Below are 23,002 nucleotides of genomic sequence, written 5' to 3'. Positions count from 1 at the left end.
CTAAAAAGTTACTGACCGATCTGCACAAAAAAGCACTAAACGGAGGTTTCCCGTTTAGTGCTTTTTTTTGCTTAGATCAACGCCGGTTTCCTATCTCACGTAAACACTCGGCAGCGGAACATCGCCGGTGATCCCGAATTGTTGTATCAGCGTGCCGCCGGTCGATCGATTGGCGAACCATGTCCCGTTTGACGGCCTGAAGACGCCCGGGATCGGTCTTTCCGTCCCCGTCATAATCGGCCGGAACCGGAATATCGCCTGCCGCACCGAACGGGAATGCGAAGTACGAGAGATCCTCGCTTCTGAGAACGTACCAAAAACCGTTTGCCGGGAGATAAACAGCGATATCGGCCTTGCCGTCGCCCGTATATTCTCCGGGAACGGCCTTGTCGGTCGCCGAACCGAACTGAACGGCAAAGACCACGCCCGTCGCACTCCGCCTCGTCCACCATTCGGCTCCGTTCGCTCCGTTTGGGCGGAATATCGCAATGTCGGCCTTGCCGTCACCGTCATAGTCCATTGGTACGGGCCTATCACCGACCGAACCAAATCCGACGATATCGGTCCCGCCGGAAGATCTGTTGATGAACCATGTCTGCGAACTTTCCCTAAAAACAGCCGGATCGGCCTTGTTATCGCCGTCAAAATCCGCCGGGACCGGTACATCGCCATTCGCCCCGAACGGGAACGCAAAATATGAGAAATCCTCGCTTCTCAGGACAAACCACTGTCCCGTCGCCGGCCGCCAAAACGTGATGTCCGTCTTGCCGTCACCCGTAAAATCAGCAGGCACGATCTTGTCGGTCGAACTGCCAAACTGCACAGCTCCGTTGCCGCCGTTCGAGCTGTTCAGCCACCACCATTCGCCCGGTGCCGGACGAAAGATCGACAGGTCGGCCTTTGAGTCGCCGTCAAAATCGAAAAGCGTTCGAATTGGAACGACCGGAGCGTCGCCTTCGATCCTGATGACCATGAACTGGATGCCGGTCTCGCCCGCAATCACAATGCGGCCGGTGCTGTCGATCGCTGACGCGTAACCGACATTGTCGGTCTCGACGCCAAAATTGTATGTGGCCTTGCCGTCGGTATCAAAGGACGTATCAGGCGTACCATTTGGATTCCAGCGAAATGCCGCCGCGTCGTAATCCGAAGCGTTGCTCGCACCGCCTGTCACGACGATCTTGCCGTTCGACTGGATGGCGACCGCTGTCGCCGCATCGCTGCCGCCGAGTATCGATTGGGTGTCCTTGCCGTCGCTGCTGAAAGTGTTGTCGAGCGATCCGTCACTGTTGTACCGGGCGATGCCGAAATGCAGATTCGCCCCTGACTTGGCATAGCCGGCCGCTACGATCTTGTTATCCGTCTGCAGAGCAACACCCGTAACGCCGTCGTCAACGCCGAGGATCGCCGTCGTCAGCTTACCGTCCGTGTCGAAGGTATTATCGAGCGAACCGTCACCGTTATACCGAAGTATCGCAAAATTGCTCACCGCTCCGCTGAATGCAAAGCCCGCCGCGACGATCTTGCCGTCCGAACGGATCGCGACCGCGTTTGCCGAGTCATTGCCCGCCAGGACCGGCGTTGTGACGATACCGTCAGTGTCGAATGTCGTATCGAGCGAACCGTCCGTGTTGTAACGGGCCAATGCGGCGTCGTAATTCGTGCCGTTGTATGCACCGCCGGCAAGTAGGATCTTGCCGTTGGACTGCAGCCTCATCGCGTTCGCAAAGCTGTCAACCCCGAGGATCGAGGTGGTTGCTTTGCCGTCGGTATCAAATGTCGTGTCGAGCGAACCGTCCGCGTTGTACCGTGCCAACGCAAAAACGTAGTTTGCACCGCTGAGTGCATATCCGGCGGCGACGATCTTGCCGTCCGTCTGTATCGCGAGGCCCGTGATCCCGTCATCCGCTCCGAATATCGACGTGGTCACTTTACCGTCAGTGTCAAAGGTCGTGTCGAGCGTGCCGTTCGCATTGTAGCGGACCAGCCCGAACAGGTAATTGGCACCGCTCTTTGCATATCCGCCCGCAATTATCTTGCCGTCCGACTGCAGAGCCACCGCCCGTGCCGAGTCGTCACCGCCATTGAATCCGACATTGGCGAGCCCTGATACTCCGAACGTAGTGTCAAGATCTCCCGGAGCCCCAAAGACCGACGCCCCGCACACCAAGAGCAAAACGCTGAAGATTGCAGCGGCAAACACCCGTCTTTTCGCTGTTCGGCGGACAAGATCAATTAAAACTCGCATAGATAAAACCGGCTGTTCGCGATCGACATCGAACGGTATAGTAAATGTTGAAAGTATCGCAATTACCGCGAAAATACAAGATTTTTTCCGCCCGGCCGCCAAAGAGCAGTGCCCGCGTGAGAACCGCCGCCGACCGACTTGTCTCGAAATTCGGCGCTGAATTTGGACTTCATTAAAGCGTAGGCGATTGCCCCGCGTGAAGAAGTTGGCCTTAGTGCCGCTGGACACGCTTGGATCAATTGACGCCAATTTGCCATGCTCGGAAAGTTAGATTCCCGGCGCCGAAATTAGACAAGAGCCGTCGCACCGACTTCCGTGGGATCGAAGTCTGGTGCGACGGCCTTTGTTGCAGGAGCTTGAGCTGTTTTTACGGATTCGACGATCGTCGATCTAGCCTTACCGGCCAGGTATCCGCAGAGTTCATCATCGCCGATATGATCGCGTCCGAAACTTTCGCGGATCTGCGTTTGCCGAGAGCTGCATTACGCGTATCGCAGTTACACACCGATCTTGTCATCTTCGCGATGATCAATGATGCACCGAGACCCGTTCGCACTAACTTGAGGTTCTTCGCGATAGCTAGGACCTCTGGAACCGTCTGGGATCTAACGGTGCCTGGTGAAACAGCAGCCAGAAGAACAGTTAACACAAAAAGTGCTTTGCCGAGTCGTATTCGCTGCATTATGATTCTCACAGATCGCCTTGGTTTGGCGTCCAGCGTACATGTTGAGTCAGGTCCGCTGGATCACAAAATCAAAGACGAGTGGAAATCCGGGACTTCCATGTTGCGAGTTTAATGTTATATTTTTGGTAAGCAATGCATTTAAAATGCATTCTTTATATAGAGATTATTGATTTTCCGTATTCATTAGGTAAATGCCCGATTTAGCTCGATACAGAGGGCTCAAGTTCGGTTGTAAATTTCCAAAAACATATGTAATATTCAGGCGCAAACTCAATGAATTCCAACGATACTCACATGTTTCAGTTTGACGGCTTTTCGTTCGATGCCGACCGATTTGCACTCTATCACAATGGAAATGTGGTGAAGAACGCCGGCACCAAGCCGTTGGCGGTACTGGCTGCCTTACTGATCAACGCGAACCAACTCGTAACATACGATGAAATTATTGAGTTTGTCTGGGCTGACAACCCGCATGGAGCAACCTCGGCTCGAGTCAATCAATATGCAAGTAAGCTGCAGAAATTGTTTGCAGACTACGCTCCGGATTCGGATTACCTCGAAAATGTTCCCGGGCGTGGATATATTTTCATAGGCCACTCGACGAGTACTGTCGTTAACCAAGCCATTGACTCTTCAACAAGCAGTCAAGATTTGGAAACTCATTCAGATTCACACGGGACCAATCGGTCGAGATTGGCAGAACGAAAGTCACCCAGAGCAATGGCAGTTTATGCGGTCGCAGTTGTGGCCATTTTCTCAGCGGCATTTGCCTGGTATCTATATCCAACGAACGACGACGCAGCGATTCGCTTAGCTGTAAAAGATTCACAGATCTACGAATCCCTTGTTCTCTACGAAAACCCTACCGCCTTTGTCGAAACTGATCTCGATCGATATTGGACATCCGATATTGATGCGAACGTAAATTATGATCGCCGCAGGATCCGCGACGGGGTCAATAAAATGATCTCCGAAGGGCGCAAGTATGGTGTCGAATCCAGATGCGACCAGTTTGAATTTCAGTCGGTTGAGATCGACAAAAATAACGACACCGCCGTTGTTAAGACGCTGGAAAAATGGTTTGTTGCCGTATACCAAAATGACGGTACGTTGCTCAAGAATCGAACGATCGGTCCTTATTTTGTTAGCTACGTTCTGAGAAAGGTCAACGGACGGTGGCTAATTGAGAAATCTACGACCGGACGCGTGAATCGCCCAATTCCTCGAGTCAGTGGAGTCGAAATGATGTCAGAGGTAAAGGCGGGCCAACAATTTTTGGTCAAGGTCAATGGCAATGATTTCGAAGTCGAAACCATTGCGATTGAGGTTGTGGGACCTGGTTGCCCCGAATTAAAGCCCTGTAAAGTTCCCAATTCAGTTTTGCGCGAAAACGCTAAATTGTCGGAAACCGCCATCAGCAATATACCGTTGACCCTTGCATCCGGCAATTTTAAGATAACTGCCCGCAACGGCGATTCGCAACCTTCTGAGGCGATTCCGATTACCGTTCCGTAGTTATTTGCCTTCAATTTATAAATATTCTTTGCCGCGTGGAGACATTCTCTATGAAAACGAAGGATAAAGATTTGGTGCCAGCCCTCCGTTTTTGATGATCTGCTCGATGCGACATCTCGATAGGATCTATTGACGTCGTCTACAGACTCTTTCAATATCTCATCAGCTTGCATTATGCGGACCCCGGCGTCGTGGCTTCGCCTGCCGGATCATGAGGACATATTGGTCGGAAACGACGGCTTCGGAATTTTTATCGCCTGGAAAGTCGAGAATTCCCTACAAATACACGCTGAAATTGCGTGAAAAACCATCATCGTCCGGATATCTCTGTTCAAATTGATCGTATTCGTCGAGATCGTAAGCGTTTTGTCGCGGCGGTCCGTAAATACGAAGGCTAGGCGGCATTATGATCGTGGTAATATCCGTGTTCCGAATGATCGTTGTGATCGAGATGATCAAAAACGCATTTTTCGGCCTTGGTCACCATCTTTCACAGACGGCGAAATTTCAGGTGTCGAAATGGGCCTAACAAATCGCCGTTGTCGACACCTATTTCGACACCCGAATTGACGCCTTTTCGCACTCTTCGCAGCACGCTCCGAAGCTGCAAAATGCGCAAAAACGACGATTCCCGGACCGCGGATCGTCCGAATTGTGGTTCGTACCACAATTTGAATGTGAGGTGAAAAATACACATTTGGTCTTCCCCAAAAAAGTGTTGCCGCGATCACAATACGCGCACGCGGAAGCGTAAGCATCCGAAACAGAATGGCGCAGATTCGCGACACCGTTGTCATCTGTATTTGTTGCGGAAGCGCTCGCTCCATTAGCACCGATGCCGGATATGGCAACTAGTATTCCGATCAAGTTCCAGCTTCTTCTTATGTTGATACGCATATTATCCTCCGGTATATTTTCGAATAGACCTTGCCTGTTTCCTGATAATGAGTAAAAGGCAGAAATGATACGGCAAAATCTATCTTTGCAATGCAGTTTTGGGGTAAAATGACCCGAATAACCAACGATCAAGAATATGAGCCACTCCCCGAAAACCGAAATCACGCAGATCTTGCATGAGTGGAAGCACGGGGATGATGATGCCCGCGAAAAGCTCGTTCGCGTCGTGTATGACACCTTAAAGCGTCAGGCACGGATCATGATGTCCCGTGAGCGTTCGAACCATACGCTGCAGCCAACGGCGTTGGTCCATGAGGCTTTTCTGAAGATGGGCAATGCCGACGGCATTGAGTGGCAGGACCGGGCACATTTTTTTGGGTTTACTTCGCGGATAATGCGTCAAATACTCGTCGATCACGCACGTTTCCACGCGGCTGACAAGCGAGGCAACAGCCCGATCCATTTTTCAACAGATGACATCGATATTCCGGTGGATGAGCGGGCCGATTCGATACTTGCAGTGGACGAAGTTCTCAACAGGTTAGCGGTGTTCGACGAACGCCAGGCTCGGATCGTCGAGATGAAATTTTTCGGGGGCATGACTAATTCGGAGATAGCCGAAGCACTTGATATTAGTGAGCGGACGGCTGTTCGAGAATGGCAATTTGCACGAATGTGGCTTTCCCGGGAATTCGGGTCGCAAAAATGATATTTCAATATAGATCTTAAATACTTTGGCTACAGTCTCTACTGCTTTACGCATTCTCAAACAAAGGAGTTTTAGATCCGATATATGGACGCAGCCAACTGGGCAAAAGTAAAGGAAGTTCTCGACCAGACAGTCGACCTCGACCAAAAAAACAGATCGACATTTTTGGAAGGACTGGATATATCGCCCGATATTCGAGCAGAGGTCGAATCGCTTCTGGCTCAAGAAGTTGGTGCGGAGAATATCATGCAGCTTTCGGCTGTCGCATTCTCTCGAGATTTTATCGAGGACAATGCCCTTGTCGGACAGGAGATCGGGGCATACAAGGTGATCGGCGAACTCGGCAATGGTGGTATGGGAGCCGTCTATTTGGGCGAGCGGACCGACGGCAAGTTCACCCAACGAGTCGCCTTAAAACTGCTCAGACGCGAGATGAATACGGGTGCGATCCGCCGGCGATTTCGCCGCGAACGCGAGATCCTGGCGAGTCTCGACCATACGAACATTGCCCGCCTGCTCGACGCCGGCACGACCAGCGACAAGATACCGTTTCTGGCGATGGAATATGTCGACGGCCTGCCGATCGACGAATATTGCGACCGTAACGAACTTGGCCTCGAAGCGCGGCTCGACCTTTTCCGCAAGGTTTGTTCTGTCGTCGATTTTGCTCATCGCAGCCTCGTGGTACATCGCGATCTAAAACCGTCAAACATTCTCGTGACCGCCGATGGAACCCCCAAATTGCTCGATTTTGGGATTTCTAAGATCGTCACCGAGGAATCTGACAATACCGCTACCGTGACGCGGCTCGGCGTGATGACGCCAAGCTATGCGGCGCCCGAACAGCTGCGAAATAAAAGTGTGACGACCGCTGCGGATATTTATTCTTTGGGCGTAATTCTCTACCAATTACTCAGCGGCCATCGGCCGTTTGAAAGCAAAGAAAGTGATCTCAAGGAGATCCTCAAGGCCGTTACCGAAGTCGACCCGCCGTTGCCCTCAGCCGTGGCACACACCGAAACAGGCCCACGAGCCGGATCGGAGTGGAAGTCGGAAGGGCATCGGCCGTCAGTCGGACAAACCGAGCCGGTGAAGGCACTTGTGACGGCACCGCGAACCGTAGGTATCAAGCCGCAGCACCTTCGCGGCGACCTCGACAATATCGTCTTGAAGGCTCTGAAAAAGGAGCCTGAACGCCGCTATTTGTCAGCTGAGAGTTTTTCGGAGGACATCGGACGGCATCTTTCCGGTTTGCCCGTTACGGCTCGACCGGACACGTTTTCATATAGGGCTGAGAAATTTGTAAAGCGCAACAGTGTTTCGGTCGTTGCCGCCGGAGCGATATCGCTCGCGATCATTGGCGGAGTCGTGGCGACTCTTTGGCAGGCTAGCGTCGCTCGTGCAGAGAGAACACGGGCCGAAAAGCGGTTCAACGACGTCAGAAAACTGGCCAATTCGTATCTGTTCGATGTTTATCCCGAGATCGAAAATCTAGAGGGTTCGCTCAAGGCTCGCGAGACTATTCTTAAGAGTGCACTGGAATATCTAGACAGTCTATCGATGGAGGTAGGTTCGGACCTTGCACTTCAGAGCGAACTTGCGACCGCATACGAAAAGGTCGGCGACGTGCAAGGAGCACTAAATAATTCGAGCCTGGGCAATATCAAAGCGGGACTTGAAAGTTACGAAAAGGCCCGCCGACTGCGCGAAACGGTCTATACCGCCGACCCGTCAAACCTCGATACCAAGGCAAAACTCGCCAACAACTACTACACGACGGCACGGACGCTGTGGAACAACAGCCAAACCAAAGATGCTGAAGAAGTATTTGAAAAGGGCCTGAAATTGCGCCGCGAACTAGCTGCCGCACAGCCCGATTCGGTCGAGGCAAAGAATCGACTGGCGGTTTTGCTTGTCGATTATGGTGCGATTCCGGCGTTCAATTTTCAAGCTGAAAGAGGACTTGTTCTCTACACCGAGGCCTCTGCGATCATTAACGAACTTAGAACTCGAGAGCCGGAAAATGCCGATTTCAAAAAGAGCCAAACGCGTATGATCCGTTCGATGAGCAAGGTCAAGACCACGCTCGGCGATTACGAGAGTGCATTTCGCGACCTTGCCTATGCCGTTGATGTGAGCAAGGAACTGGCACTGCAATTTCCAAAAGATTTTCGTGTGCAGCGCAGTGTTTGGCTGACCGAGTCGATCATCTGCGAAGCCTACATCGATAAAGCCGATCGCCAAAAAGTGGTTGACGCCTGTACCAAGATCATTGACTTTCCGACAAAAGCACTTGAAAAGGAACCGGAAAACGGCGTCGTCGCCTACGACCTCGCCATCTCGCATTTCAATCTTTCGCGTGCTTATCGCATTAACGACGATCCGGTAAAGACTATCGCTTCGGCACAGAAAGCCATCAAAGTGATGTCCGCCCTCATCAAAAAAGACCCCGAAAACGGTGAATACAACCGCAACCTCGCCGTTTACCAAACCGAGATCGGCCGCTCGTACATGATGCTCAAACAATATGACAAGGCGGTCGCCGAACTGAAGAACGTGATCGCCGAGATGATCTCGATAGCAGAATACGACAAGGCAACAACCACCTATCAATATGATCTAGCGATCGGCCACCGGCTGATCGCCGAGTCCTATTTCAAGTCCGGCAACCCCGCCGCCGCTGTGGAGAACACCGACAAGGCAATCACCCTAGTCAACGGCCTAATATCCCAGAATGCCATTCGCGAATCCGACAAAAAGCTCCTAACGGAACTCGAACAGGAAAAACTCAGCTACTCAAAATAATGTCAGGAACACCTGGAGTTGTGGATGGCTCGACCGAATCACAAAAAACAAGCATTGATCACGCTGAAAGCAATAACAGAGATAGGTTCCAATCTGCCTTGTCCGTGTTATTTGTGGCTAATTCTATCTTTCGTTCTAACGCACGAACATGCCCGGTACCGGCAGATCGCCCGTTTGGCCGAATTGTTGGATGAGCGTTCCGGCAGTCGACCGTTGAAAATACCAGGTTGAATTTGACGGATAAAGAATTGGTGCCAGGCCTCCGTTGTTGACGATCAGTTCGATGTGACATCGAGATAGGATCTGATGACGTCGTATACAGACTCTTTCAATATCTCATAAGCTTGCATTATGCGGATTCTGGCGTCGCGGCGTCGGCTCTCGGATCATGAGGACATATTGGTCGGAAAGGACGGCTTCGGAATTCTTATCGCCTGGAAGGTCGGCTATTCCAGACAAATGCACGCTGAAATTGCGTGAAACACCGTGATCGTTCGGATATCTCTGTTCAAATTGATCGTATTCGTCGAGTTTATAGGCGTTTTGTCGCGGCGGCCCACAAATTCAATGCCTCGGCGGCGATGTGATCGCGGTAATGTCCGTGTTCAGAATGATCGTTGTGGTCGAGATAATTGAAAACGCATTGTTCGGCCTCGATCCCGGCTTTTCACGAATCGCTAAATTTGAGGTGTCGAAATGTGCCTAACAAGCCGCCGAGTTCGACACCCATTCCGACACCCTAAACGACACCCTTTCGTGTTCTTCGCAGCTCGCTCCGAAGCTGCAAAATGCACTTTGTCGTGCTCTAAAACCCAATAAAACAGGCTGTTTCAACTCAAATTGTGGTACGTACCACAATTTAAACCAAATCTATCAAAAGTCCCTTTTCGACACCCTAAAATTCGCTTTTCAAAATGCGCAAAAACGACGATCTCCGGACCGCGGATCGTCCAATTTGTGGGCCGTACCACGATTTGAATCCTGGGTGAAAGATACACATTTGGTTCTCCGCCCAAAAAATGATTTTTAAGCTACAGAACGCGTACGCGGCCGAATTCGGTCAGGAGAGGTAGCATGTGTTCGACCGCGGCTTGATGCGCTGCTCCGTTAGTGGCGAGGATGCCGTTGTAGTTTTGCAGTTTGGCTCGATCATAGCGCATCTCGCCGCCGAAGATGTCGGTCATACGTCCGCCGGCCTCCTCGAGGATGATCTGCGGCCCGCAGGTATCCCAGATCTTGGTTCGCGGGCTCGGATGTATGTAGATGTCGCACTCACGCGAAGCGATCAGGCCGGTTTTCAGTCCGACGCTCCCTCTGGTCACAACATTCGCAAAAGCAAAGTGTTCGATGATGCGGCCCATCCGCGACGTCGGATGGTTGCGGGTCATCGCAAGCGTCATTTTTGTAAGGTCGGTGTGGTCCGAAACACTGAGGCGTTCCGGCTCGCCGCCGCCGATCGAAAGATACGATCCGCCGCCTTTTACGGCATAACTCATCGAATCGTGAAACGGCAGAAAGACAACGCCCGCAACCGGCACGCCATCCTCAGCAAGCCCGATCTGGACAGCAAAATCGCCGTCTTTCTTAACAAAACCGGCGGTTCCGTCGATCGGATCGATTATCCAGACGCGTCGGGCGGCAAGCCGTCGGTCGAGGTCATCTGCCTCTTCTTCGGACAAGATCGCATCGTCCGGAAACGCGGCCTCGAGGCCGTCTACAATGATCCGGCTTGCCTCTTTGTCCGCAATTGTGACAGGTTCGTAGCGGTCATCGACGCCGAGCTTCTGCTCCGTGGCAAAATCGGTCGCGTAATGTTCGAGGATCTTTTTTCCGGCGATACGTGCCAGTGAAATGGCGGTCTCAAGCTCTTTCTGCAGCATTATTTACAGCCTATCACGCCGCATCTGCATTAGGAAATATCGACCAGTTCGGTGACGCCGCATCGCGGACAGATCAGCGTCCGGCGCTCGGCGTCCAGCCATTTGGCCAGCGCAAGGCTGGCCAATTGCGGACCTTTGCTCTCAGCTTCCCCTTCGCGAAACATCCGTGAATGCGTGTGTGTAGGTTTCTTTTTGGGTGTCAGCTCGTGCTCGCATTGACGGCAGACCCAGCCCCTGCCGTCATTGTAAAAATCGTGGAGTTCGATCATTGATAAAAATGGCGGGCCATTCGTGCGGCCCGCCGTTTGGTCATCGGAGCATCATTCCATCCGTCGTACAGACCGGGATGCCGTAGTGCCAAGCAGTTTCACCGGCAGCTTCACATTCGCACCGTTGCGATAGAGTTCGACCTGGACGGTTTCGCCGATCTGCTTTTTATCAAGGAAACGATATAGGTCGTCAAGATCCTTCATCAGCTCGCCATCCATCGAAATGATAATATCGCCGAGGGCGATACCGCCAGTCGCAGATTGCGTAAACCCTTTTAATCCGGCATTTGCAGCAGTTGTGCCCGGGTCGACACGCTGAAGGACGAGTCCGTCCTCGACCGGCAAGCGATAGCCGCGGCGGTTAACATCGGCTGCACTGATCAACGAAGCACCGAGTTTTGGCCGGCGCACCTCGCCAAATTGCAACAGCTGCGGAATCACGCGCTTTGCCGTGCTCACGGGTATCGCAAAGCCGACGCCGACGCTTCCGCCTGCGGGTGACAATATCTGTGAATTGATGCCGATCATCTTACCGAATTTATCAAGCAAAGGGCCGCCCGAATTGCCCGGATTGATCGATGCATCGGTCTGTATCGCGGCATCGATAGGACGGCCTGTCGGCGCACCCGTCATCGGTCGCGAACGTATCGGACGCTGTAATCCTGAGATCACTCCGGTCGTCAAGGTCCGGTCAAGTCCGAACGGATTACCGATCGCAAGCACCTTTTGCCCAACGGTCAATTTGTCCGAATCGCCGAGTGGCACCACCGTCATTCCTGCGGGCGGATCGATCTTGATGATCGCAAGGTCCGTGTCCGGATCGCCGCCGATCACCTTGGCCGGATAGACCTTGTCCCCGCCAAAGCTGACCGTCACCTTCTGTGCACCTTCGATTACGTGGTAGTTGGTCAGGATGTTACCGTTCGCATCGATCACCGAGCCTGAACCGTTGCCCTTGCCTTCGGAAACATCGCCCCAGAAATCCTGTTGATAGGTTGTTGTATTGATGAATGCAACGCCCGGCGAGATCGATCTATAGACCTCAATATTGTTTTGCTCGTCGGAAACCGACGACGGATCTGAGATACCCGGCGGCGGAGCTTGTTCCGCTAATGTCAGGTCAGCACCATTCTTTGCAAGCAGCAGCTTGCCGTAATTGTAAATGAGCGCTGTCGCACCAACGGCGATCAACGCGGAAGCAAAAGCGAGCAGTAATATCTGCCTGGCCGATAATTGATATACCGAATTCTTAGTCATAAATGCACACTACCCTCAAAGTTAAACATAGCAAGGATTTTGATGCGTGAAAAATCCTCATTGGTTGTGCATTGGATTACGAAAAAAACGGCCCGCGTGTTTCGATTGAAACAATTCGGGCCGTTTTATCTATCGAAATTATCGCCGGGATTGACTATCGGTCAAACGATCAACGCGAACAGTTGCCCCCTATTTCGCCAAGATCTTTTAACAATTCGTTTGAAACATAGCCAACCGCTGCGAGCCCGGTGAACAAATGTATTCCCATCAAGCCAATATAGATCGCAAGTGCGACCGCTAGGCCGTATTTCGCGAGCGGACGATCGCCGCTACGAAGCAATACGAGGGCCGCTACTGCTCCAATAGCTATCTTAACGGCTAAGAACGGCCCGTTCCCGATATCCAGCAGTGTTGCCATAAGCTGATTACCCTCAGTCGCTACGCCGGTACGGACCCAGACGATCGTAAGGAGCGCGTCAAGCAGGTTTAGCGAAAATAATAGGATAGTTGGCAACGCTAGTGGCATAAGATGTTTACTCCTTGCAAAACTTTGTTAAAACTTCCCCTTAAACGACTTAACCCCCGGATCTTCATCCGGGGGTTAAGCAAGTTTTAGGTTTGTGAACTGTCTCTGACGCTTTGAGTAAAGTGCTAATCGAAGTCGTTTTCAGCAAATGCTCGGATATTTATTTTTTTTCATATCGGTGATAATCTGAGAAGAAATCTATTGCTTTTTGCCCGCCAGTTAGCGGACAACGATTAAGGCTCTGATTGATTCAAAAGTGGGGCTTGAATTGCGGTAATCCGGTCAAGTTTTTGTGTAAGGACATTTAGGGAGCGAACGACTATGAAAAAAATATTAAGCATCAAACATTTAGCAATATTATTTGCCGTCTTACTTGCTATCGGATCCGGTGATGCGATGGCACAAAAGAAGAAGCCGGTTCTGAAGAAAAAACCGGTAGTAAAAAAGGTTATCAAACCTGTAACTCCGATGTTCACGGTCGAATCCGGCACGGTCTTCCGAGCCAAGATGAACTCAACGATCTCGTCGAAAACTACTACGGCCGGCAGTACGTTCACCGCTCGGGTGATCGAACCCGTATATTCAACTACCGGCGAAGTCGTGATACCGGAGGGTTCGACCTTGATCGGCCGCGTTGATTCGGTCAAACCCGCAAAAAAGGGCGGTAACGTCGGCGAGATAGATGTGAGTTTCTCATCGGTCAAGCTGCCGAATGGCAAAACCCGGGCGATCAACGGTTCGCTCACAGATCTCGATTCAAAATCCGCCAAAAGTGATTCTGAAGGCACAGCGGCAGGCGATAAAACCAGCCATCGGAAAGTCAAATTCATTGGTGGAGGAGGTGTCGGCGGAGCTGTTATTGGCGGGGCGATAGGCGGCGGCAAAGGTGCGTTGATCGGCGGCATCATCGGCGGTGTCGGGGGGCTGATCGCCGAAACCCAGACAAAGGGCGAAGAGGCGACCGTCAAATCAGGCACCGAGTTTGGGGTACATCTCAACCAAACGATCTCGCTGCCAAAATATGCACCGACAACTTTTCAAAATCCTTAGATCTTTGAGCAGAACCATGTCAAAAAGGCTGGCGTAAACGTCGGCCTTTTTTATTTTAAACTGCATGAACAAGAAACTCAGGAGTGACGATAGTCGGTGCGAAGAAACCGGCGGCGGAGTTGAACATTCTCAGCCGGGCTTGTTTTCGAACGTTTGCGATATGGCCGAAATTCCAAGTTACTAGGTAATCGATCTTGTGAAACGAGGCCAAGGCGACGTGGATCGCATCCGCGATATACTTTCGTTGAAAAATGCCGCGTTCAATGTACGCTTCGGCAAGTATCGCAACCTCCTCGGCAAGTTCAATCTGTGCTAGCGGCCTTACCAGATTCAAATATCCGGATCGATGCGGCTCCGCTATGCGTTCGAGCTCCCTCTGAACCAAGATCGAGCTAAATGCTTCATACTCCTTAAGCTCGTGTTCCCACCAGTGAATAGTCAGATCGCGGCGAAACGGATCACCGTTGTCCAAATATGCTCCGACAACAGATGTTTCGAGATAGAGACTTATTTTCATCGCCCGTCTAGTTTAGTTTTCGGGCGTTACGGATGTAAAGGTCACTTTTGAGTTCCTAAAATCAAAAGTGAGGCTGTAATTCTTGAGGAAATTGCCGCCAAGTATGCCGGACTGCTCAAATCCCGATGCTTCATTTATCAGGTCCAAGTCTAGAGCGATCGCTTCGATCCACCTTCGCGAATGTGAGCCGAAAGTGACGCGCGGTAGCATATAACTCGGGACCCCTTCGGTTATACCAGCGGCCCCGATCACGCGAAGTTTTTCTTCACTCAAATGCGGTAATATCTCTTTCTCGTTTGCGACCCGGTCTGAGATCACAGACACGCTGGCTCCGGTATCGACGATGAAATTCAGCGACGAATTGATACCCTCAAGCTGAACCTCACCGCTCAAAAATCCGCTCGATGTTAAGCGCAGTGGCAGAGACATCGCCCCGTTTTCTCTGAATTCACGAGCGTCATTATCCTTTTTTGTGAGTGTAAAGGTCTTTGATCCGTAATCGATCGTGGTCAGGAATTTCGATATCAATGCGAGGCCAATATAACCGTCGATCTTTTGTGTAGGATCGTGGAATTCGCGGATGTAAACAGGAACATTGCGCACCGCCACCTTTCCGATATCGACCTGTTGAAGGAATCCATAAACGATCTCAAAGCGGCCGTCGCCCCCGATCCCCTTCGCATGGCCGCCGCGGGTGATCGACTTAACTTTAAGCATTTTTGCGGTCTTATCTGATATAACCGTTATTCCCGAGCCCGTATCAAGTACGAATCTGAGCGGTTCGTTGCGGCCGTTGACTTGAACCGTGATGATCGGCCGGTTGCCGACAAGCTCAAATTTTACCTTTGAACTGTCATTACCGCTCGAGTAATAAAGCGCTTGTTTGTGGCCGAGAAACTGCAGAAATTTAATGAGTCCCTTTATCCGTTCTCGTCGGTCTTTGTCCGTATCCTTCGAGACGCTAAGAAAACGGTAATAGGCATCGGCAGCTTCGCCGTACCGTTCTGCCCTCGCCGAGATCTGAGCAAGCGCAAATAAATAGTCAGGTTCATTTGCGTTGTGAAAAACCGCTTCCTTGATGTTGATCAAGCTCTGAGGGATCTTATTTTCGTAAAATTCGACCAAACCGATTCCAGCCCAGCCGAGGTCTTCGCTTCGGTTCAGCCTGAGCGAGTTATAGAAGATAAGGCGGGCATCATTAAACCTTCCGGCTGCAAGCAGGACGGCTCCCAACACCGCATACGCACGCGAATTTTCAGGCTCTGCCTCGGCAACGGGAAATACGAGGTTATAAGCTTCTCCGAGCCTCCGTTGTTTTGACAGTACAAATGCAAGCTCCACCTTCGCGGATGTGGAACGCGAGTCTGTCTCGATCGCCCGACGGAGCATTTTCTCAGCATCGTCAAGCAGCCCGGCACGAGTCAATTTCCTTGACTGTTTTATTATCTTTCGTGTCTCATCTGTACCGCTGAAGTCGGGCTCAGTTCCGTAGGAGGCAGTAATGTTGGCTGATACACAGAATATGGCGAAAACAAATAAAGCTAATATGCCTCTGCTAATACCATCGAAATTTGATCTGCTTTCAGCTTTTTTCATTGCGCCGCCTCCGACTGAGTTGTCCAATATCGTTACTTAAGGATCATTCCGGCTTTCATCGACCATAGGACAAGATCCATTTCATCAAAGTCGATCCCGGTCAATGCTGTCAATATGTGGAGCTTTTCTTCGTACATTAGATACTTCGAACGCGTATTTGGTGGCTTTGGGTCGTCAATTATTTTTAATTCGGCCAAACAGTGCAGAACATGCTTATCAAGGATCGCATAGCCCTTAAATCCAATGTTCCGTAAATAGTGGCTCGCCTCTTTATACCCGAGGCCTTTGATACCTTTTTCCTTAACGAGCCAATCCCGCCGGTCATGATCGCATCTGAAGCTGTAAAGCTTCTTACGCAACTTCATATCGCAGTGTGCCTGCAAAAAAATGCGCGATGCGATGACATAACGCGCGCGGGCGTTGGGGTATCGGTGAACACCGAGCAGGGCGTTCGTCAACTCGGCAAGTCCGCCGCTCATCAGTATTGGTTTCACTGCTTCGAGCGATCTTAGGCCCATTCGGGCTGAGCATCCGCCGGTAAAAAAACAGAAGACCATTTCTTCCCAGAGTACGCGGTCGCTTCCGTTCCTACCGATCGATTCGAATTCTTTCAGTCGAGCCTTGATCTCGTCCTTTCTCGCTGCGTGAACTCGTTTTATATTTTCAATTGTGATCGGCTCTTTTAATTTCTTCACTGTGTTTAGCTTGATTTTAGGAGCTCCGGAATCGCAGTGTCAATCCAATTCTCGCCTGACATGTTTACTTTCACGGTCAAATTCTGTTATCTTGCCCCAGGCCAAGTTAAAGTCTAATGGAGGAAACCTCAAGAAATGGGTAGGATCATCGTCGGAGTGGTAGTCGGATTCATTGTTTGGTCGATCGTTTGGGTCGGCAGCGAGCAAACTCTTGGAAGATTCTGGACGGAGTTTGGGGCACACACGCTAGAGGCTGAGAAGGCTCTTACTAATAACACCTCACTGGAAACTAGCCCGGCCATCGCGATCGCGAACCTTATTCGAAGTTTCTTGACTTCGGTCATTGCCGGATATCTCGCGGCACTGGCGGCGGGCGAATATAAACGATCGACAATGATCCTCGGTGTTATTCTCGTTGCGGTCGGCATCGCGGTCGAATATATGTTCTGGAATCTCGCTCCCGCTTGGTACCACATCTTGTTTGTCTTGTTCCTTCGACAAGCGTACGTTGCAGATTCGGTTTCCAGACATTCGTCGAGTTTATAAGTCTCGATGCAGTCGGCCGTGCGTTTCGCGACGGCCTTTTGCTCTTCTAACGGCAATTCAAGGAGTGCCGCCTTTATCGACTCAGCCTCGAGCCGAGAAATTCGGACATTCACAAAATGTGCATCGAGGCAGCATGCTCCCGGCGTTTCGCACGTCACACAGCTTTTTGCACGGTGCTCGTAACCGTCCCTGATCGTGGCTCGAAACTCGGTCCTGATATTGTCCAGTTTTGAGAAAGCGCTTTTCTGACTGATCAATTTCATTATTATTGATAGCTAATGCCGATTTCGATCGTTGCAAATTTGCGTAACGTTATCGGCACCGTGTTACACTCAGGATGTTTCGATTTTACACATTTTTACAGAATTATGCTTAAAGAGGGCGATAAGGCTCCGGCTTTCACAACAACAGACCAGAACGGAAACACGGTAAAACTGACCGATCTAATGGGCCAACGAGTGGTTCTGTATTTTTATCCGAAAGACGATACTCCCGGCTGCACAAAGGAAGCCTGCTCATTCCGCGATGCTGACGAAGTCTATCGGAGCAAGGGGATTCGTGTACTTGGCGTTTCGATCGACAGCGAAAAATCACATCAGAAATTCATCTCAAAATATCAACTTCCCTTCGACCTGTTAGCCGATACAGACAAGCAGATCGTCGAGACGTACGGCGTTTGGGCTGAAAAAAGCATGTACGGTAAGAAGTATATGGGAACGCTCCGCAAAACTTTTTTGATCGACGGCGATGGTAAGATCGTCAAGATATTCGACAAGGTGAATGTCTCAGCTCATGCAGACGAGGTTCTCGAAGCATTCGGAGAAAAGTAAATAAATGGTGACAAAAGTACTCTTTTTTAGTGCGATTATTTTGGCTGGAAGCATCGTTTCTTCGTGCGAAGCCTCTAAAACAAACACGTCGGTCAGCAATTCCGCAGCCAAACAGGCCACGCCTTCAGCATCGCCACCCGCGGGTCCGTCCCAGCCGCAGATCGACAACGCGGCACGAATTTCTCTCGCCGATGCCAAAAAAGCGTTTGACGACGGGTCCGCAATATTTATCGACACGCGTGCAGACAGCACCTACAAATTGGAACATATCAAGGGCTCGATCAACATTCCGGCCGGCACGGTAGATGCCAACATGAGCAAACTATCAAAGGGCAAAAAACTGATTGCCTATTGTTCCTGACCAAACGAGCAAACCAGTGCCAGTTTGGTATCTGAACTAAAACAAAAAGGATTTGATAACAGTTTCGCTCTCATCGGCGGCACCAAAGCCTGGCATGATGCCAATTTTCCGATGGAAACGATTAAATAGGGGATCTGACAGCAATAGAAATTAGTGGCACAGGATAATGAGAATTCTTATCCTGTGCCTTTCGCTTGTCTAGCGGTCAACTTTTTCTTATGAGTTCGTCGCAAATTCGACCGGCGGTCTTACCGTCCCATAGCGGGGGAATGCGACCTGTCTTAGATAATTCATCTTTGTCCAGTATTTCAAACGCCGCTCGCATTATCTTTTCACCGTCGGTTCCAACCAGGATATTTGTACCAAGCTCGATGGTCACCGGACGCTCCGTGTTCTCGCGAAGTGTCAAGCACGGAATTCCCAACACCGTAGTTTCTTCCTGAATACCGCCCGAATCGGTCAGCACCAGCCTAGCTCCGCTATACAGCCGCATAAAATCGAGATAACCGAGCGGTTCGATCAGGCGAAGGTTCGAATTTTTGATCACTTCCCCATATCCAAATTCCTCGATCTTCGCCTTTGTGCGTGGATGTACAGGAAAGACGATCGGCAGCCTGTTCGCGATCGCGATGAGCGAATTGATGATACCTGAAAACACCGGACGTTCATCAACATTGGACGGCCGATGTAGCGTCAACAAGGCATATTTGCTCTGCTCAACACCAAGTTCTTCACGAATCGTCGAGCGTTCGGCTATCTTCAGCTGCTCGAGCAGCGAGTCGATCATTACGTTGCCGACAAATCTTATCCTGTCCGCGGGAATGCCTTCTTGAGAGAGGTTTTCGTCGGCATCCTGCGAAGTTGTAAGCAGCAGATCAGAGATCGAATCCGTTAGAATTCGATTGATCTCCTCAGGCATCGCCCGATCCCGAGATCTGAGGCCTGCCTCGACGTGTGCGACCTTGATCCCAAGTTTCGAGCAGACCAAAGCGCAGGCAATCGTCGAATTCACGTCGCCGACCACGACGACCCAATCGGGTCCATGTTCTAAAACGACTGGCTCAAATTCGGTCATCACCTTTGCCGTCTGAACGGCATGAGTGCCGGAGCCCACACCCAGATAAACATCAGGCTTTGGCATCCCGAGATCATCAAAGAAAGCGTCCGACATCGCCGCATCATAGTGCTGTCCGGTATGCACGATCAGCGGCTCGAACTCGACCGGCCGCCTCTTCATTTCAGCGTAGATCGGCGCCACCTTCATGAAGTTTGGCCGAGCACCGACGATGAGAAGAACTTTGAGCATTAGAGCCTGACAATTCTAGCCTTGCTTCCATCACGCGTTTCAGGTGAAAGCGCATTCCGCGTGTCAACGATCAACGATGCTAATTCACAAACGCGACCATAATCGACGGGCGAATGCTCAGTGCATATTATGACGCAATCAGAACCCGTTATCAGATCATCGGTCAGTTCGCGATTGTGCAGCGGCTCGCCATCGCCGATCGTGTAAGCATGGTCAAAGGTCACTGTTTCGACGAATGGATCGTGAAAATACACATCGGCCCCATCAGCACGCAAAAGGTCGATTATCGACAACGCCGGCGACTCGCGCATATCGTCGATATCTTTTTTATATGCGACGCCCAGTATCAGTATTTTCGAACCATTGACCGACTTTTTCTCATCGTTCAGAGCCGTTGTCGCCAGTTCTACGACATAATTGGGCATAGTCGAATTGATCTGTTCGGCGAGTGAAATAAATTGCGAATCGAAGCCATGCTGCCGTGCTTTCCACGACAAATAATGCGGATCAAGAGGGATGCAATGGCCGCCGATTCCAGGTCCGGGGAAGAACGGCATAAAGCCAAACGGCTTTGTCGCCGCCGCACGAACGACCTCCCATGTATCAATGCCGAGGGCATTGCATAGCTTGGCCATCTCGTTCGCCATACCGATGTTAATGGCGCGAAAAGTGTTTTCCCATAGCTTTGCCGCCTCAGCGACACGGGCGGACGATACGCGATGAACGTCATTCACGATCTGCCCGTAAAGTAACGCCGCGACGTCAGTCGAATCATTTGAGACTCCGCCGACGACCTTCGGAATGTTGTGAGTTTGAAACTGCGGATTGCCCGGGTCGACACGTTCAGGCGAAAATGCAAGTAAAAAGTCCTCATCGAGTTCGAAGCCCTTCTCCTCGAACATCGGTTGCAAGATCTCGTCTGTCGTTCCCGGATATGTTGTTGATTCGAGGATGATCAACTGCCCTCGACGCATGTATTTCTGGATCTCGCCGCCAGCCGTCAGAATGTACGACATATCAGGATCCTTCGTCTTTCTTAGCGGCGTCGGAACGCAGATGATGATCACGTCGCACGCGTTCAGCTGACTAAAATCTGTCGTTGCCGTGAGTTTGCCGCCATCGACGCATTTCGCGACCGTTTCGTCTGAAACATCGACAATGTACGAGCGTCCGGCATTAAGCTCAGCGACCTTTTTATCGTCGACCTCAAAACCGATCGAGTTGAAGCCTTTCAAGCAAAATTCGGCGATCAGCGGAAGGCCGACGTAGCCAAGTCCGATGACACCGATACGCGCCTCAGCGGTAGAAATAATTCGTTCTAATTCGTCCTTTATCATTACTTTGTTAATAAGATTATTGTGAAATAAACGGCGGGGTATGACCAAAAACAAGCATCTTGCCCTCGTTTTAAACTATGTTAATCGATAGGGTTAGTCAAGAAAGAGTGAATCTATGTTAAGATGTTCGTGCCCTGAGTTCGTCCGGGTTCTCCACTGAGTTTTGCCCTGGTTTGTAGGTCTTCTCTTGACCCAATATGAGTTCTGAGATCACTTCGTCCAATCCTGTTGTGAGCGCTGTTATCGGCGGCACGGCTCCGCGCCCTGCCCAACTTGCAGCGTCGCGGGGAGTGTTGCCTTTGCCTCAGGCAGACCTTCTCGAAATACTCGTTCACTTTTACAATGGCAGCGACGCCGAACTCAGGGGAAATGCCCGCTCGACACTTATCGGGCAAAGCAGTGAGGAACTGGAGAGTTCGCTGCGATCCACGGATATTTCACCATCAGTACTTGCCTATTTTGCCGAACAGCCAAACTTGCCGACGGCACTCCACGAGGCGATCGTCACAAACACCCGTACGCCGGCCGATGCCATTTCGAAATTCGCCCGAACGACTCAAAACGGGCAACTGCTCGAACTGATATCCTTCAATCAGCAGCTTTTGATTCAAAATCCTGCGGTCATCGATGCGATCATTGCCAATCCGCACCGCTCCGCCGAGGCCGAACGTCGGGCGGCGGAAACAAAGCGCGAATTCTTTGAAAAGGAACGCGGTGCACAGCAGATAGCCAATGAATTGCGTGCGCGCGGCCAGGACGCCGCGGCTGAGTTTGTCGAAAATTCAGAATTTGGCGCCTCGATGGAAGATTCGGGAATGACCGTCGAGGACGCTCTGTTTCTGGCTCAGCATATTGAGGTCCTCGACCGCGAAACTGATGATTCTTGGCTCGGCCTCGAGTACATCGAAGAGATCTACGAGGAAACCGAAGAGCAGCGAAAGGCTGCCCTCGACAAGATACTCGGCGAGCTCGCAAATGAAGAAGAGGAGATTCCCGGCGAACGCATCTCCATGATCAACCGGATCATGAAGATGGGCGTCAAGGATCGCGTCCGCCTTGGTATGAAGGGAGACCGCGAGGCTCGCAACATCCTTATCCGCGACCCGAACAAGCTCGTGTCGAGTGCTGTAGTAAATAATCCGCGGATCACGGAACAGGAAGTTGAGCTGATCGCGGCGATGAAATCACTTTCCGAAGACATCCTTCGCCAGATCGCGTCAAATCGTCATTGGTCACGAAGTTATAACGTGATGCACAATCTGGTTCGCAATCCGCGAACACCGATCGCAAATGCGATGACAATAATGTCGCGTTTACAGCTTCGCGACCTGACTGGATTGTCAAAGAACCGAAATGTTTCGGATGCCGTTCGCCGCCATGCTACGCGTTTGCTGGCGGCCCGTTCGGGCCGTTAGAGGAATTTTGCAACTCTGCCGGTTTTGACGAATGATCCCGCCATATCGGTAAAAGTATGACTTGCTGCTCCCAGCCATAAGCCGACAAAACTGAGTGGGAAGAATCCGTCGCCCAGGTTCGTCCTTACAAACTCGCCGACCAGCCGCCAGGCAATGGCAAAATCACGAATGTCCGGAACACTATCATCCGACATCCCTGTCCACGCAAGCGCCAACACGTACGTGGCAAGTGTCAAAACACCCATGAAATATACGACGCGGATCAGGGAACCAAAAATGAGACCGTGCGAAAAGCGGGATCTGTGATCGAAAAACGACCGGTACGGAAACCACAAGAAACGAAAAAAGTGCCAACGCGAATACTGCCGCGAAACTGTGTCGAGATCCGGGCCAAACATCAATCCGCCAAACAAGAATGCGACTCCCAATGTTGCCGCCGACCAAATATCGCGGGTGACAGTGTAAGCGGCGACAGTCGCCGGTATGGCCAATAGAAAAGTGATCGCATCATGTGTTCGTCCGCTTGGCATCGGTCCATTCTATCGCAGCCTTACAAGA

At 51.1% G+C, this 23,002-nt stretch carries 20 protein-coding genes; 8 read left to right on the top strand and 12 right to left on the bottom strand.

The genetic code is table 11. The features are described 5' to 3' along the window. Positions 1–76: 76 nt before the first annotated feature. Positions 77–2,248 carry a hypothetical protein gene (locus IPK01_08345; protein MBK7933503.1) on the bottom strand — a complete coding sequence of 724 codons (2,172 nt, stop codon included), beginning with the start codon at positions 2,246–2,248 and terminating at the stop codon, positions 77–79. A 367-nt stretch (positions 2,249–2,615) separates the two neighbouring features. Continuing rightward, positions 2,616–2,930, bottom strand: a complete 315-nt coding sequence (locus IPK01_08340; protein MBK7933502.1) for a hypothetical protein — start codon at positions 2,928–2,930, stop codon at positions 2,616–2,618. 276 nt (positions 2,931–3,206) lie between these two features. On the opposite strand from IPK01_08340, the gene IPK01_08335 reads away from it, so the two are divergent. From IPK01_08335 to IPK01_08325, 3 genes are all read left to right on the top strand, one after another. Beyond that, entirely contained in the window at positions 3,207–4,448 is a 1,242-nt protein-coding gene (locus IPK01_08335) for a winged helix-turn-helix domain-containing protein (GenBank protein MBK7933501.1), read from the top strand. A 1,033-nt stretch (positions 4,449–5,481) separates the two neighbouring features. Next, positions 5,482–6,054 carry a sigma-70 family RNA polymerase sigma factor gene (locus tag IPK01_08330; GenBank protein ID MBK7933500.1) on the top strand — a complete coding sequence of 191 codons (573 nt, stop codon included), beginning with the start codon at positions 5,482–5,484 and terminating at the stop codon, positions 6,052–6,054. A gap of 84 nt (positions 6,055–6,138) precedes the next feature. Next, entirely contained in the window at positions 6,139–8,859 is a 2,721-nt protein-coding gene (locus IPK01_08325; protein MBK7933499.1) for a protein kinase, read from the top strand. A 1,031-nt stretch (positions 8,860–9,890) separates the two neighbouring features. Here IPK01_08325 and IPK01_08320 read toward each other — a convergent pair. From IPK01_08320 to IPK01_08305, 4 genes are all read right to left on the bottom strand, one after another. Beyond that, positions 9,891–10,739 (bottom strand): 3'(2'),5'-bisphosphate nucleotidase CysQ, encoded by an 849-nt coding sequence (locus IPK01_08320; protein ID MBK7933498.1) that lies wholly within the window; start codon positions 10,737–10,739, stop codon positions 9,891–9,893. Between the two features lie 29 nt (positions 10,740–10,768). Further along, positions 10,769–11,008: a hypothetical protein gene (locus IPK01_08315; protein MBK7933497.1), complete on the bottom strand. Its 240-nt coding sequence runs from the start codon at positions 11,006–11,008 to the stop codon at positions 10,769–10,771. A 51-nt stretch (positions 11,009–11,059) separates the two neighbouring features. Continuing rightward, complete coding sequence (locus IPK01_08310; protein MBK7933496.1) at positions 11,060–12,265, bottom strand: trypsin-like peptidase domain-containing protein; 1,206 nt, start codon at positions 12,263–12,265, stop codon at positions 11,060–11,062. Between the two features lie 169 nt (positions 12,266–12,434). Beyond that, positions 12,435–12,791 (bottom strand): hypothetical protein, encoded by a 357-nt coding sequence (locus tag IPK01_08305; protein MBK7933495.1) that lies wholly within the window; start codon positions 12,789–12,791, stop codon positions 12,435–12,437. A 321-nt stretch (positions 12,792–13,112) separates the two neighbouring features. On the opposite strand from IPK01_08305, the gene IPK01_08300 reads away from it, so the two are divergent. Next, on the top strand, positions 13,113–13,841 hold the full coding sequence (locus IPK01_08300; protein MBK7933494.1) for a hypothetical protein: 729 nt from the start codon (positions 13,113–13,115) through the stop codon (positions 13,839–13,841). A gap of 55 nt (positions 13,842–13,896) precedes the next feature. On the opposite strand, the gene IPK01_08295 is transcribed toward IPK01_08300, so the two are convergent. From IPK01_08295 to IPK01_08285, 3 genes are read right to left on the bottom strand one after another with little or no spacing between them, the layout of a single operon-like run. Next, a complete protein-coding gene (locus IPK01_08295) occupies positions 13,897–14,358 on the bottom strand; it encodes a PIN domain-containing protein (protein ID MBK7933493.1) in 462 nt (153 codons plus the stop codon). 12 nt (positions 14,359–14,370) lie between these two features. Next, a complete protein-coding gene (locus IPK01_08290) occupies positions 14,371–15,954 on the bottom strand; it encodes an aspartyl protease family protein (protein ID MBK7933492.1) in 1,584 nt (527 codons plus the stop codon). 32 nt (positions 15,955–15,986) lie between these two features. Then, on the bottom strand, positions 15,987–16,649 hold the full coding sequence (locus IPK01_08285) for a hypothetical protein (GenBank protein ID MBK7933491.1): 663 nt from the start codon (positions 16,647–16,649) through the stop codon (positions 15,987–15,989). Between the two features lie 135 nt (positions 16,650–16,784). On the opposite strand from IPK01_08285, the gene IPK01_08280 reads away from it, so the two are divergent. The 3 genes from IPK01_08280 (at position 16,785) to IPK01_08270 (ending at position 18,386) form a co-directional block, all read left to right on the top strand. Further along, complete coding sequence (locus tag IPK01_08280) at positions 16,785–17,195, top strand: hypothetical protein (protein ID MBK7933490.1); 411 nt, start codon at positions 16,785–16,787, stop codon at positions 17,193–17,195. Between the two features lie 365 nt (positions 17,196–17,560). After that, positions 17,561–18,025 (top strand): thioredoxin-dependent thiol peroxidase, encoded by a 465-nt coding sequence (bcp, locus tag IPK01_08275; protein ID MBK7933489.1) that lies wholly within the window; start codon positions 17,561–17,563, stop codon positions 18,023–18,025. A gap of 4 nt (positions 18,026–18,029) precedes the next feature. After that, a complete protein-coding gene (locus IPK01_08270; protein ID MBK7933488.1) occupies positions 18,030–18,386 on the top strand; it encodes a rhodanese-like domain-containing protein in 357 nt (118 codons plus the stop codon). A 205-nt stretch (positions 18,387–18,591) separates the two neighbouring features. Here the strand turns inward: IPK01_08270 and wecB are convergent, their stop codons facing one another. Continuing rightward, positions 18,592–19,692 carry a UDP-N-acetylglucosamine 2-epimerase (non-hydrolyzing) gene (gene wecB / locus IPK01_08265; GenBank protein ID MBK7933487.1) on the bottom strand — a complete coding sequence of 367 codons (1,101 nt, stop codon included), beginning with the start codon at positions 19,690–19,692 and terminating at the stop codon, positions 18,592–18,594. Then, positions 19,692–21,029 carry a nucleotide sugar dehydrogenase gene (locus IPK01_08260; protein ID MBK7933486.1) on the bottom strand — a complete coding sequence of 446 codons (1,338 nt, stop codon included), beginning with the start codon at positions 21,027–21,029 and terminating at the stop codon, positions 19,692–19,694. The genes wecB and IPK01_08260 overlap by 1 nt, the downstream gene beginning before the upstream one ends. Positions 21,030–21,226: 197 nt before the next feature. Here IPK01_08260 and IPK01_08255 point away from each other — a divergent pair, with 197 nt between their 5' ends. Further along, positions 21,227–22,444 (top strand): hypothetical protein, encoded by a 1,218-nt coding sequence (locus tag IPK01_08255; GenBank protein ID MBK7933485.1) that lies wholly within the window; start codon positions 21,227–21,229, stop codon positions 22,442–22,444. On the opposite strand, the gene IPK01_08250 is transcribed toward IPK01_08255, so the two are convergent. Continuing rightward, the gene (locus IPK01_08250; protein ID MBK7933484.1) at positions 22,441–22,974 is read right to left on the bottom strand and encodes a metal-binding protein; all 534 of its coding nucleotides are present in this window, start codon (positions 22,972–22,974) and stop codon (positions 22,441–22,443) included. The two genes, IPK01_08255 and IPK01_08250, sit on opposite strands and share 4 nt — an antisense overlap. Positions 22,975–23,002: the final 28 nt, after the last annotated feature.

The organism is Acidobacteriota bacterium (genome assembly GCA_016713675.1).
GTDB lineage: Bacteria > Acidobacteriota > Blastocatellia > Pyrinomonadales > Pyrinomonadaceae > OLB17.
Note: the sequence above shows the minus strand (reverse complement) of the source record. Positions and strands in the feature narration are given on the sequence as shown.